The sequence below is a fragment of the Spirochaeta thermophila DSM 6192 genome (genome assembly GCF_000147075.1).
GTDB classification, from domain to species: Bacteria; Spirochaetota; Spirochaetia; order Winmispirales; family Winmispiraceae; genus Winmispira; species Winmispira thermophila_A.
The window spans coordinates 928,309-941,362 of record NC_014484.1 but is presented as its reverse complement, the minus strand read 5'-3'; the positions used below and the strand labels follow the sequence as shown (position 1 = coordinate 941,362).

At 59.7% G+C, this 13,054-nt stretch carries 10 protein-coding genes; all 10 read right to left on the bottom strand.

Features of this window, described 5'->3' with window-relative positions:
- Positions 1-35: 35 nt before the first annotated feature.
- A complete protein-coding gene (locus tag STHERM_RS04170) occupies positions 36-944 on the bottom strand; it encodes a carbohydrate ABC transporter permease (protein WP_013313638.1) in 909 nt (302 codons plus the stop codon).
- Positions 938-1,876 carry an ABC transporter permease gene (locus STHERM_RS04165; RefSeq protein ID WP_013313637.1) on the bottom strand — a complete coding sequence of 313 codons (939 nt, stop codon included), beginning with the start codon at positions 1,874-1,876 and terminating at the stop codon, positions 938-940. Before STHERM_RS04165 ends, STHERM_RS04170 begins: the two co-directional genes overlap by 7 nt.
- Before the next feature lie 165 nt (positions 1,877-2,041).
- Entirely contained in the window at positions 2,042-4,732 is a 2,691-nt protein-coding gene (locus STHERM_RS04160; RefSeq protein ID WP_013313636.1) for an alpha-L-rhamnosidase, read from the bottom strand.
- A gap of 11 nt (positions 4,733-4,743) precedes the next feature.
- Entirely contained in the window at positions 4,744-5,571 is an 828-nt protein-coding gene (locus STHERM_RS04155; RefSeq protein WP_013313635.1) for a carbohydrate ABC transporter permease, read from the bottom strand.
- Positions 5,568-6,425 (bottom strand): carbohydrate ABC transporter permease, encoded by an 858-nt coding sequence (locus STHERM_RS04150; protein WP_013313634.1) that lies wholly within the window; start codon positions 6,423-6,425, stop codon positions 5,568-5,570. The genes STHERM_RS04155 and STHERM_RS04150 overlap by 4 nt, the downstream gene beginning before the upstream one ends.
- Positions 6,426-6,514: 89 nt before the next feature.
- Positions 6,515-7,822, bottom strand: coding sequence for an ABC transporter substrate-binding protein (locus STHERM_RS04145; protein WP_041623238.1), 1,308 nt, complete (start codon positions 7,820-7,822; stop codon positions 6,515-6,517).
- A 76-nt stretch (positions 7,823-7,898) separates the two neighbouring features.
- On the bottom strand, positions 7,899-9,383 hold the full coding sequence (locus STHERM_RS04140; RefSeq protein ID WP_013313632.1) for a response regulator transcription factor: 1,485 nt from the start codon (positions 9,381-9,383) through the stop codon (positions 7,899-7,901).
- Positions 9,355-11,178: a sensor histidine kinase gene (locus STHERM_RS04135; protein ID WP_013313631.1), complete on the bottom strand. Its 1,824-nt coding sequence runs from the start codon at positions 11,176-11,178 to the stop codon at positions 9,355-9,357. Before STHERM_RS04135 ends, STHERM_RS04140 begins: the two co-directional genes overlap by 29 nt.
- A gap of 20 nt (positions 11,179-11,198) precedes the next feature.
- Positions 11,199-12,758, bottom strand: a complete 1,560-nt coding sequence (locus tag STHERM_RS04130) for a methyl-accepting chemotaxis protein (RefSeq protein ID WP_013313630.1) — start codon at positions 12,756-12,758, stop codon at positions 11,199-11,201.
- A complete protein-coding gene (locus STHERM_RS04125) occupies positions 12,755-13,048 on the bottom strand; it encodes a hypothetical protein (RefSeq protein ID WP_041623236.1) in 294 nt (97 codons plus the stop codon). The genes STHERM_RS04130 and STHERM_RS04125 overlap by 4 nt, the downstream gene beginning before the upstream one ends.
- Positions 13,049-13,054: the final 6 nt, after the last annotated feature.

Genomic DNA, 13,054 nt, shown 5'->3' with positions numbered 1-13,054 from the left:
TCTTGAATGTTCGCTTCCATGTCGACGACATGGGTCTAGCCCTTTATCGAGCCGATCATGATCCCCTTCACGAAGTAGCGTTGAACAAAGGGATAGATGACCAGCACCGGCAGGCTCGCCACCACGATGAGCGAGAACTTGAGCAGGTCGTTCAGGCCCGCCACCCGCGCCGCGTACTCCACGTTCTGGTACGAGTCCACCCCCATCTCGTTCATGAGCACGATGTTGCGCAGCACGATCTGAAGCGGAAACAATTCCTTCGAAGAGAGGAAGATGAACGGATAGAAGAACGAGTTCCAGTGTCCCACCGCATAGAGCACGGTGAGTACGCCGATGATCGGGGCGGAAAGGGGAAGAGCAATTTTAAAGAAGAAATAGAAATCGTCGCTCCCATCGATACGGGCCGCCTCCCTGAGGTCCGAAGGGAGATTCTGCTGGATGAAGGTACGGGCGATGATGAGATTGGCCACCGACATGGCGTTGGGGATCACCATGTCGAGCCTGTTGTTCAGGCCTATGGTGTTCTTCACCACAAGGTAGAAGGGAATGATCCCACCGGAGAACAGGAGCGTGAAGGTGAACAACACCATGATGGCGGTCCTCCCGAGGAGCTCCCTCTGGGCGAGAGCATAGGCTGCGGTCATGGTGACCACGAGGTTGATGAAGGTGCCCACCCCCATGTAGAAGAGGGAATTGAGGTATCCCGTGATCACGGTGTCGTACTTGAAGACGGCCTTGTATCCTTCCAGAGAGGGTTCTACGGGCCAGAGGATCACCGCTCCCCTCGAGACCGCGCCCGGAGAACTGAAAGACGCGCTCACCACGTACACCAGAGGATAGATCACCACCACGGCGATCACCGTGAGAAAGAGACCGTTCACCACGTCGAAGACCTTGTCCGCCCCGGTGGACCGGAGCGAAGGATGAGATGTGTGCTTCACCATAGGCTGGATTCCCCCCACTTTCGGGCTATGGTATTCATGGTCACCACGAGGACCAGATTGATGATCGAGTTGAAGAGGCCGATGGCCGTCGCAAAGTCGAAATAGCCTTCGAGAATTCCCACCTTGTAGACATAGGTGGTGAGCACCTCGGAGACACGGAGGTTGAGCGGAGTCTGGAGAAGGATCACCTTCTCGAACGATATGTCCATGATACGGCTCACCTCCAGTATGAAGAGCACCGTGGCGGTGGGAAGGAGCGAGGGGATGTCGATGTGGAGGAGGCGCTGGAACTTCGAAGCCCCGTCGATGGCGGCCGCCTCGTAGAGTTCAGGGGGCACCGCCGAGAGGGCCGCGAGATAGAGGATGGCCTGATAGCCCATGAGCTGCCACACATCGGTCCAGACGAAGACATGACGAAAGGCTTCCGGGGTGCCCATGATGTTGATGGTCTTACCGGTGAGACTCCGTATGAGGCCCGTAAGGATCCCATAGTGGGGCGAGAAGAGCTGATACACGATCCCCACCACCACCACCACCGAGAGGAAATAAGGGGCATAGGTCACGGTCTGGAGGAAACGTTTTATCCCGGGGGAACGGACTTCGTTGATCGAGAGGGCCAGGAGGATGGGGATGGGGAAGCCCACCGCAAGCTTGTAGAGTCCCAGGATGATCGTGTTGGAGAAGATCTCACCGAAGCGGTAGTACGAGAGGAACCTGCGGAAGTGTTCCAGCCCCACGAAGGGGCTTCCCGTGATGCCGAGCCGCACGTTGTACGACTTGAAGGCGAGCTGCAAGCCGTACATGGGCCCGTACCTGAAGATCAGGATGTACAGGAAGGCGGGCAAGATAAGGACATACAGCTGCCACGATCCTGCGATACGCCTCAGGAGGGTCCCGAATGATGTCTCTCGTCTCGTGTTGCGTACATGCATACCTCTTGGATATCATAGATACGGCTCCCGTCAAGGATACATTTCTTTGGAAAAGCGTGCTTTTTTTCATAAACATGAAGAGGGGAGAAGGTCTCCCCTCTCCCCGTCGCTTGAAAGAGGAACAGGCCCCTCTCAGGTGGCGTGAGGGGTGCTTCCTCGGCGGGATCAGGTCATACTCCGGAACCGCCTCACCGGGACAGGGCAGATGAGTTCGTACCTGCCGGAGCCGACCTGTGCCGCGGCACAGGGGCCACCATCTTCGATACGATCCTGCAATCCGAGCTTCGCTGCCCCCTCGACCGAACGGCTTTCCACCCCCCAGAGCCTCACCGTGGCCTTCGTATTGGGGGGCACCTCGAATACCCAGTGCATCCGGCCGTCCTCGATGGTCCACGATGAAGCGATCAAACCGTAGGGACTCCTGTAGTGGACAGAACACTCCCTCACGTCTCCACCGGGAAGCGGTTCGAGCGAGAACGAGGAGAACCCCGGCCCTCCATCCTCGGCCCGGATACCCCCCATCACCGCGTACATCCACTCTCCCACCGCGCCGTAGGCGTAGTGGTTGAAGGAATTCATCTGCGGGCTCCACATGGTGCCGTCGGGCTTGATCCCGTCCCAGTGCTCCCATATGGTGGTGGCGCCCGCCTTCACCTCGTAGAGCCAGGACGGATACTCGTCCCTGAGGAGGAGGGTATAGGCGAGGTCCGTATAGCCGTGATCGGAGAGTACGCGGAGGAGGAACGGGGTCCCGAGAAACCCCGTCGTGAGGTGCCCCTTCTCCCGCACGAGGTCCGCGAGACGCGCCGCTGCCTCCTCCCGGGCCGATTCCGGGACGAGGCCGAAGGCCAGGCCGAGGGTGTAGCCTGTCTGCGTCTCCACCCGGAGTCTTCCCTCCCCGGTGAAGAACTCACGGCACCAGGCCGCCGCGATCCGCTTGTGGAGGTCCTTGTACCGGCGCTCGTCTTCTTCCAGACCGAGCACACCTGCGGTACGGGCGAGGATCTCCGTGGAGAGGGCATAGAAGGCCGTGGCGATGAGCGGGAGGGGGGTGAGCCCTACGTAACTCCCCTCCTCGGCATCGAGGGCGACCCAGTCCCCGAAGTGGAAGCCGCGCTCCCAGACGAGTCCCTCCCTCGCCTGTGCCCTCATGTACTCCACCCAGCGTTGCATCGCAGGGTACAGGCGTTCGAGTATCCGCCTGTCACCGTATCGCCGGTAGAGGGTCCAGGGGCAGATGGTGATCGCATCCCCCCATCCGGCAGAGCCGAAAGGCGGCTCCCGGAAGTTGGGATCCTGCTGCTCGAGAAGGGAGAGCACGTCAGGCACCACAAACGGAACCGCACCATCGCGCCGTTGATCGAGTGTCATGTCCACGAGCCATTGGAGAAGGAACGATCGCGCATCGGAGAGGTAGGTAGCCGTCCCCACGAACATGGCCGCATCACCGGTCCATCCCAGCCGCTCATCCCTCTGGGGGCAGTCCGTGGGAATCGCAAGGCTGTTCCCCTTCCAGCTCCACTGTATGTTGTGGTGGAGCCGGTTCAGGGGCTCGTGCGAACACCTGAACTCGAGGAGGGGCTCCATGTCCGAGTGGAGCACCTCGGCCGTGAAATCGGAAGGATTGATCTCACCCGGCCACTCGTCCACGCACACATAACGAAACCCCTGAAAGGAGAACCTCGGAGAGAACTCTTCCTCCCCCTCACCTTTCAGGACGTACTCTACGATGTTCCGCGCCTTCCTCAGGTTGTCGGTGTAGAAATTGCCCTCCTTGTCGAGAATCTCGGCGTGACGGAGCCTCACACGATCACCGCTCCTCCCCCTCACCCTGAACCGGACCCATCCGGTGAGGTTCTGCCCGAAATCGAGCACCTTCTCACCACGGGGCGTGGTGATGATGCGGACAGGGGCCAGTCGCTCATGGATACGAACGGGAGGGGCCTCCTGCGCCTCGACTGCACGCCCCGAGATCTCGAGAACCCGGCACTCCTCCCACTCCCCGTCGTCGAATCCCGGCAGGTCCCACCCCGGTACCTCGAGACGGGAGTCGTAGACCTCACCATGATAGAGTTCCGCATACACGAGCGGACCGTCTGAGGACCTCCACGTGGAGTCGGTCACGAGCCGCCCCTCACCGCCCTCCTCCTTCCACCTGAGGTCCACGGAGAGGGCGATCTCCCGGCCGTACAGGTTCCTCTCGAGGAACCAGGTGAGCTCTCCTCTGTACCAGCCGTTCGCCACTATCCCCGCCACCACGTTCCTTCCAGGCCTGAGGTAGTCCGTCACGTCGTAAGTCTGGTAGAGGAGCCTGCGTCGGTAGGAGGTCCACCCCGGAGTGAAGAACGAGTCCCCCACTCTCCGGCCGTTGATGGAGAGCTCGTACAGTCCGAGGGCCGTGGCGTAGAGCCTGGCCCCAGCAACGGACCTGTCGATCGAAAACTCCCGGCGCACGTACCGCGGCCTGGAAGACCGTCCCACACGCTCCACAGGCTCGGGACTCACGAACGGGGCCGTCCACTCGGGGAGACCTGTCTCGAACCATGTGGCATCGCTCCATGGGGAGAGCTCCCCTCCAATAGGCTTCACCCGAACCCGGACATAATATCGAGTGCAAGGGGAGAGCTCAGGTCCCCCATAGTCGACCCACTGCGATCTTCCCTCGTGTACCATCCCGCTGTCCCACACAGGGGAGGTGAATCCTTCATCCAGCGCCACCTGGATCTGGAAGGCCTCCTGGAACAGATCTCCCACCCCCTCGGCCGCACCGATCCTCCAGGAGAACCGGGGACGGGCGGTGGACAGACCCAGAGGGAACCTCTGTCCCTCACACATGACATCGTAGACATGGACCATACCTTCCTCCTTCATGCTTTTATGGCCCCTGCCACCATACCTTCCACTATCTGTCTTCTGAAAAAGAGATAGAAAAGGAACGGCGGGACGGCGATGACTAGGACATCAGCGAACAGCAGATTCCATCTGGTGTGGAACTGAGTCTGAAAATTGTAGAGGCTCAGCTGGATCGTGACATTCTCCGCCCCTGGAAGGAAATAGAGTGGATTCACGAAGTCGTTGTAGACGTTGATGCTCGTGAGGATGATGATGGTGACACTCACCGGCTTGAGGAGCGGGAAGATGATACGGAAGAAGAGATAAAGCGGACCACATCCGTCGATGAGGGCGGCCTCGTCGAGATCCCGGGGGATTGAGATCATGAAGGCCCTGTAAAGGAGCACGGCGAAGGGAAACCCGAGGGCCACCTCTATCATCACCATGCTCAGGAGCGTCGGGTAGAGGCCCAATCCCTTGAGGATCCATATGGTCGGCACCACCGCAGGAGGGAGCATGAGGCCCGTCATGATGAGAAACAGGATGAGAGAGCCTACCCGTTCCCGCCTTCGCTCCAACACGAACCCGGTCATGGCACTCACCACCGTGAGTACCAGTATGGTGAAGATCGTGAGTCGTACACTGTTGTAGAATCCCCTCAGGACCATCCCCCCCCCTGCCCTGAAGACCTCCCTGAAGTTCTCCAGATACTGTGGGGACGAGGGGAGAGAAAAGGCCATGGTCGCCGCCTCGGCCGTACTCTTGCCTGCACTGAAAATCACGAAGAGAAACGGCACCCCGAATGCCACAGTGAAGATTACTACCACCAGGAACTCGAGCATGCGCCTGTGTATCTTTCTCATAGACTCACCTCCGACTTAGAGAGCACTCTGTTGAGCGGCACTGCGAGGAGCGCGATAAAGATGAAGAGTATCACGTTTCCCGCTGTGGACAGGCCGTAGAACCCCGACTGGTACTGCTTGTAGATAATGGAGGCGATGAGATCCGAGGAGAATCCCGGACCTCCTCTCGTCATGACCCAGATCAGGTCGAAGGTCCTGAGGCCCCCTATGAAGGAGAGCAGGATCACGGTATTCATGGCAGGCCGCGAGAGGGGAAGGGTGATGGAGAGAAGCCGCTGGCCTGAGGTCGCTCCATCGATCATGGCCGCCTCATAGTAACTGCGAGGGATCGACCTTATCCCGGCGATGTAGATCACGGTGGCTATCCCTACCCCTCGCCACACGTCCACCAGACTCACCGAGAGGAGTGCGAGGTGGGGATCCCCCAACCAGTCGGGACCGGGGATACCGATGAACGCCAAGGCCTTGTTTATGAGACCAAAGGCGGGGTGCATGAGGCCGCTGAATGTCACACCCACGGCCACCGTACTTATGATGGAAGGAAAGAAGGTGATCGACTGGAGAAAACCCGAACCCAGGGGTCTCGCCACGAGATAGGCGGCGAAGATGAACCCGAGTACGGTCTTGAGACCGCTCGTGAGCACGGCATAGATGAAAGTGTTGATGAACCCTATCCTGAGAGAAGGCTCCGAGAAGAACATCCTGAAATTGTCCAGCCCGGTGAAATACCAGTCGGTAAGGGTCCACCGGGTGAAGCTGAATGGAAAGGAAATGAGCACAGGGAAGAGGAAGAAGAGCCCGTAGATGACCATCCCCGGGAGAATGAACCAGTAGCTGTAGATTCTCGTTCTCATCGATTCTCCTTGTCGCTGGAGTCACACAACGTCTCGTAGTGGAGGGAGTGGCCCCCTGCCAGTGGCAGAGGGCCCGGATACCAAGGGCATCACCAGCCGGGGAGACCGAGCTGCTTCGCCTGCTTCTCCACGTCTCGATCGTACTCGCGGGCACCATCGACCGGGCTCTTGAGTCCCAACCCTACCTCGACGCAGATCTGAGGGAGGTTCGGCCCCTTGATGGGAGATATGAACTCGAGTGCAGGAGCGGTCTTTCCCGCATCTATGTAGGAAAGGAGATCCCTCGTCGCAGGAAAGATGTCGTCGGGGAGGGAAATCCCCTGAATGGGAAAGGGCCCAAAGGGCTTCTGCGCCCTCATATAGGTATCGAGGCCTTCCTGTGAGAGGAAGAAGGCCAGGAACCGCTTCGCCTCATCGATGTGATGGCTTCCCTTCCAGATGGAGAGTCCTGCAGGGAGCCAGATAGTGACCCCGTGATCGGAAGGATCATCTCCCGGCTGTCCGAAGAATCCGATGTCGCTCACCTTGTCCGGAGCCACGGCCTGAAGGTTGGCCAGCGCAACGGTGGCCATGGGGTAGTGGGCCGCCTCCCCGTTCGCGAGCATGAGGAGGGCATTCTCATACGTGGTGGAGGCGGGATGAGGACTCAGGAACCCTCTCTCGTAGACCTCCCGAAGCTTTTCGAACCCTCTGCGTGCAGCAGGGGTGTCGGCGAAACCCGCACGGTGGGCGGTATAGTCCTCGTGGAAGTCAGGATAGGCCCGCTGAACGTTGTAGTAGTCGGCAAGGAGGATGAGCTGGCTGGTCCAGGAGTCCTTGTAGGAAGCCGCGATGGGCGGGATCCCGGCCGCCTTTATCTTCTCGCAGTTCGCCATGAGTTCATGCCAGGTGTGCGGCACCTCGAGTCCGAGACGTTCATACACCTTTTTGTTGTAGAACCATCCCCCTGCCGTTATCTCACCCGCAGGAGCGGCGTAGACCCGCCCATTCACACTCACGACCTGCTTGAAGGTAGCTATCACCGGGTCCATGAAGGCCTCATCGGTGAGATCGACGAAGTACTGTGGAGGGTTGAGGGCGAGAAAGAGGGAACCGGAGTTGAAGTATGAAAGATCACTCATATCCCCTGCGACAAGCCGGGTCTTGAGATAGTTCTCTCCCTCCGGTCCGCCCGGTCTGAACTCGAAGGTGACCTTTATGCCCAGCTTCTCCTCGGCTGCAGCAGCAACGGCCTTGAGCCCATCGAGAGGGCTCTGGTTGTCGATGAGCAGGGTGATCTCCACCGGCTCGGCTCCTCCCGGAGAGGTGGAGGCAGGACCCTCGCCCTCTCCTGAGGCGAAGATCGGGAGGAGGGTCATCCCCATGATGACGAGCAGAAGCATCGTCTTCCATCTCATATTGTCCTCCTGGAAATGGTTTGTTACACTCATCCTACCACCCTTCCGAGAGAGGACCATGGACGAATCGACACACCTACATGGACTTTCCGGCAATCCCGCGGTATGCAGTGGGAGAGATGCCTGTGCGTTCCCTGAAAACCCGACTGAAGTAGAACTCGTCCTTGAAACCCACCGAGGAGGCCACCGCCTTGACGGGCAGTGGGGGTGTGAGGGAGAGCAATCGCTTCGCCTCCTCTATCCTGAGCGAGGTGAGGTAGTCCTTGAATGACGCACCCTTGTACTCGCGGAAGAGCTTCCTCAGGTACGATTCCGATATCCTGAACTTTCGGGCCACCTCTCCGGGTGAGAGTCGTTCGCGGAAGTGTTTCCTAAGATATGCACAGACTTCCGCGAACACTGCAGGGGCCCCTGCCAGATCGACATCTTCGAGCCTCACATCCCCGGGAACCACGCGGGAAGCGAGCGTCCTACACAACTCGGGATACGAATCGCACGACGATGCGAGATCGAGCACCTCTTCGCCTGTGGGGACCGGCCGCTCACCCGGAAGGAGAGAAGGCAGCTCGGCAAGGAGGCCCCTTACCCAGGAGATCACCCGTCCGAAGGGGACCTCGTGCTCCTCGAAGGCTCTGCCGGCGGACTCGAACCATCCTGGAACTCGTCCGGGATCGGTCTGCATGAACAAGACGATATCCTCTCCAGGCGGGACAGGAGTTGGATTAGCTGCATCCTCAGAAGTGAGATCCTCGTACCGAAGGAAGCGGGAGCGTCCGAGCACCACGTGTTCGTCGAGAGCCTTGTAGAGATCTACGGCCGCACGAGGAAGATCCTCAGGGGTGACGAGTGAAGAGCGAAGGATGAGGGTGCGGGTTTTTCGATGAGGATTGCATCCACCGAAATGACTACTCACGAACTGGGAGAACCTCGCGAAAGAGACCTCCGGCGGAGAGAGATAGAGGTACTCATCGACATCACGCCCCTGGAAGACAAAGATCGCTGAGCCGGTCTCGGGATCCCTGAGATCCACGTCCTGGATAGTCCGAGGCGTGGAAAGACGATACCTGAGAGGGGGAGAACCCAGTCTCGCAAGAGCCATCCAGAGATGTCGAGCTCGCACTGGGGCGATCTCCGTCTTCTCTCCCACTAGAGAGGCCAGGAGGGCATCCTCCTGCCTTCTACGTCGGGCATTGAGGAGAGAAGGTATCATCTCGGCGAGCGTCTTCCGCATGCGCTCGGGATTCACCGGCTTGAGCAGGTAGTGGACCACCCCGGTGTGAAGGAGCTCCTCGACATACTCGAAGTCGTCATAGGCGGAGACCACGAGTAAGGGGATGAGGGGATGTTCCCTCACGAGGGTATGCGCCAGATCAATACCATCCATCACCGGCATCTTCACATCGGTGATGACGAGATCGGGATCGAGTACCCTGATCCTGGAGAGGGCCTCCGCCCCGTCCTCGGCTTCTCCCACCAGGACGAACCCCTCCATCCCCTCGATGAGCCCCTTGAGGAACCTCCTCGCCGGAGGCTCATCGTCGATCACCATCACCCTGATCACCGCCGTCCTCCTTCACTCCTATTTCCACGAGGGTACCCTCACGTACGTTACTCTCCATCCGCCATACCAGTCGGTCCCGGAAGACCACATAGAGCCTGGTGTAGAGATTGACGAGCCCCGTCCCTCCTGGAGCCGAGACCGAGGGAAGCTCTTCCCCCCTGTCGAGGTGCAGGGCCACCAGGGCGAAAGCCCTCCGCACCTCTTCCATCTTCTCGGGAGTCATCCCCATACCGTTGTCCGAGACACGCACCAGCCAGGAGGCCCCTCGCCCCCTCACTCCTTCCACGCGGACGACGAGCCGTTCCTTCCTCTTCCTGTACTTGACGGCGTTCTCGACGAGCGGCTGAAGGATCATCCTCGGCACCCGTACACCGAGGAGCCCATCCTCCACCTCGACCCTCCACTCGAAGGCATCCTCGAGTCTCAGCTTCATTATGAAGAGGTAGTGGCGCAGGTACTCGAGCTCCTCCCTCAGGAGCACCATGTGATCCTGGGCCGAGGCGTATCGAAGCATGGCGGCGATGCCGTCACACACCGTGGGAATGATATCATCTCCCACCTGGAAGGCCCTCTGGGAGATCACGTTGAGGACATTATAGAGGAAGTGAGGGTTCACCTGCGAGTACACCAGATCGAGTTTGGTCTGCATCCAGGATGTCCGAAGCTGGAGTTCTCTCCGTATGGAGTCGTCGAGTCGATAGGTGAGATCCCTGAAGGCCTCCACCAGCTCCATCACCTCGTCGTGAGAGGTCTCGATGCGTCGGATCGAGGGGGGCGTGAGGGTCTTCACCTCGGTGCCCTCCATCCATTCCCTAAGCATACGGAGCGGCCGTGTGAGGGAACGAGTGAAGAGGAGATTGAATAGGAGGGAAATCGCGACCACGCTCAGGGCCATCATCGCAGCGATAAAGGAGGTGAAGCGAAGTGGTCTGAGCAGTGCATCCCTCTCGAGGATCCAGAAGACCCTCAAGCCGGCGATCTGTGACTCATATGAGAGTACGAGCTCTCTCCTTCCTGTAGTGGGATTGGAGACGAACTCCTCCCTTTTCTCCTCTACGATCCCACTGTAGAAGGTGAGGAGAGTGGAGGAAATCGGCGAACGACTGGGAGATGAGAAAAACGGCATCCCCCGCCACGCAATGATCACCGAAGTGTAGGGAGAAAGCGAAGGACGGATCAGGAGCTCCAGATCTCTTATCGGTTTCAGGACTACGAGCCAAGCCTTCTCACCTCCGGTATCCCATATGGTCCGGCCCATGCCGAAAACCTCGAGATGATCCTCTGTCCATGGATCTTGGAAAGGGGGGAGGAGGAAGAAAGGGGAGCCCCCAAGCTCATGGGGGAGGAGGGCGGCGATCTCATTCGGCAGCCCTCCCTTATTGAGCCCGCTTGAGTGTGCCATGAAATTGCTCGAGAAAAGATCACCCTGACCGTTCAGGAAGATCACGGCGTGGAAGGCCTTGTGAAAGACGTACGAGAGCAAGAACCGCCGGATGGTCCACATGGCATCGTTGAGGAAGGGGTTGTTGGAAGGATCGTCCCTGGGGAGTGTGTGCAGCGTGGTGACCGCGGATTTGAAAGAGGCATCCGACAGAAGGGTGAGAAGGACGAAGTCCATCCAATACCACATCGCGTCGAGCTGGGAGCCTACCTTGGAGACGAGCAACCTCGACGTTTCGACCGCGTTGCGTTCGAAGAGCCCCCGGGCGTAGAGGTAGAACCCCGCGGTGAGGATCACCACGAGGACCACGATGAGCAGGGAGTACCCCATGAAGAGCCTGGTCTGGAACCTCATGTCCCTCCACACATCCTCGGTTATGACTCCTCAGTCTTGAAATAACTCAACCGCTCCTCCAGGGAGGTCTCCCGTTCGGAGAGGATCACGACGAGATCCGAGGCCTTGCGGGAAGCATCCAGGACCTCCCGGAGATCCTCTTCCACCCGCCCCATGGCGGAGGTCACGTATTCGACCACCTCCTCGAGCGCAGAGACCGAGGCGGAGATCCTCCGTGTCTCCTCGGCCACCTGAAGGGAATCCTCATGTATCTCATTGCTGGTGTCCCTCAATGTCGTCACCGCGGAGAGAATCTGCTGGCTCCCGGTTCCTGCCTCCTGGAGGTTCCCCGCGATCTGCACGATCGCAGCGGACACCTCCTCGATCTTCTCCCCGAGCAGGGAAAAACTCTCACGGGTGTCCGAGATACCCGCACGGGCACCCTCGATGGCACCGGTGATCTCCCGTATCGAATCCGCGATCTCCCTCGAGCTCTTGCTCGATGCCTCCGCCAGTTTCCTCACCTCCTCGGCCACCACCGCGAACCCCTTCCCCGCGTCTCCTGCATGGGCCGCCTCGATGGCGGCATTGATGGCCAGAAGGTTGGTCTGGGATGCGATGTTCCCGATGATCCTGCTCATCTCCTCTATCCTTCCGGCCATCTCCACCACCGCCTCCATCTTCCTGAATCCGGACTCGAAGACATCCTTTCCCTCTTTCGAGATCCGTACCAGATCCTCTCCCAACGAAGTGTGTTCCCTGGCGATGGCGGCCATCGACCCTATGGTGGTGATCACCTCGGTCACGGCTGCAGTGGATTGTTCCACCATGGAAGCCTGCACCTGTATCTGCTCCTTGAGCCGATCCACGGCCTCCACGATGGAGGTCACCGCAGCGGCGGTGGCCCTGGCGGTCTCCTCCAGATACACCATCTTCTCCTCCACCCCTTTGACCGCCGCGGAGACCTTCTCGAGCGCAGCATTCGTCTCCACAGAGGCCCCGCTCAAGGACTCCCTCACCTCCCTGCTCGCGGACACGGTATCGCTCATACTCTCCACCACCGCGCGGAGCACACGGGTGAACTCCTCCATGCTGCGGCCGATCGACGCGAGCTCGTCGTTCCCCCGTGTGTCGAAGGCGACCGAGAGGCGGCCCTCCTTGAGCCTCCCTATCCCTCTGAGCATCCCATAGATACGCCGGGCCATACCCCGGGCCGTGAGGACGAGGACGAGGAGGATCGCCGTCACCATGATCCCCACCACCACGAGGGAGGACGAGAACGCCTGCTGGCGCAGGGCCCTGATCTGGCCGTCGATGAGATCGGTCTGCTCCTCGAGCACGGAGAGGGAGGTCTCCACGCTCCCATCCAATCCGGTGAGGGCGTTGTCGAAGAAGGAGAGCTGGACGAGGGCCTCCTCCCTTTCCTCCTCCCCGCCGGTGACCGGTGGTATCACATAGAACTGTTTGGGATACACCGAGTCACCCACCCCGTAGAGACGCCCGGCCCACCGGTAGAGCTCATCGTAGAGCCCCTGCACCTCGGCGAGATTTGCCAGGATGATCTCCTGAAGCGCCTCGATGGCCTCGAGCGATTCCCTCACCGCTTCGTTCTGTTCCCGGACGAAGGTGATCCCCGTACGGCCTGAAAGGCGGCATCCAGCTCCTTGAGGCGGGAGGCGAGATGCTCACGCCCCATCGAAAACCGGAGAGTATCGAGCCTGTTCACCTCCACCTGGAGGGAGAGGAGCGCCGTCGAGAGCTCATCGAGCGTGCGTCGCTCCTCCTCTATCCGCTCCTGGGGAGAGAGGAGGGCGAGGTAGACGCCTCCCGCGAGGACGAGTACGAGAAGCGATCCACCCACCAACCCGTAGAGCTTGCTGCGGATCTTCATCCTCTC

Excerpts from the sequence above, each read along its gene's own strand:
- STHERM_RS04170 (WP_013313638.1), bottom strand. The coding sequence starts at position 944 with ATGGTGAAGCACACATCTCATCCTTCGCTCCGGTCCACCGGGGCGGAC.
- STHERM_RS04165 (WP_013313637.1), bottom strand. The coding sequence starts at position 1,876 with ATGCATGTACGCAACACGAGACGAGAGACATCATTCGGGACCCTCCTG.
- STHERM_RS04160 (WP_013313636.1), bottom strand. The coding sequence starts at position 4,732 with ATGGTCCATGTCTACGATGTCATGTGTGAGGGACAGAGGTTCCCTCTG.
- STHERM_RS04155 (WP_013313635.1), bottom strand. The coding sequence starts at position 5,571 with ATGAGAAAGATACACAGGCGCATGCTCGAGTTCCTGGTGGTAGTAATC.
- STHERM_RS04150 (WP_013313634.1), bottom strand. The coding sequence starts at position 6,425 with ATGAGAACGAGAATCTACAGCTACTGGTTCATTCTCCCGGGGATGGTC.
- STHERM_RS04145 (WP_041623238.1), bottom strand. The coding sequence starts at position 7,822 with ATGAGATGGAAGACGATGCTTCTGCTCGTCATCATGGGGATGACCCTC.
- STHERM_RS04135 (WP_013313631.1), bottom strand. The coding sequence starts at position 11,178 with ATGAGGTTCCAGACCAGGCTCTTCATGGGGTACTCCCTGCTCATCGTG.
- STHERM_RS04125 (WP_041623236.1), bottom strand. The coding sequence starts at position 13,048 with ATGAAGATCCGCAGCAAGCTCTACGGGTTGGTGGGTGGATCGCTTCTC.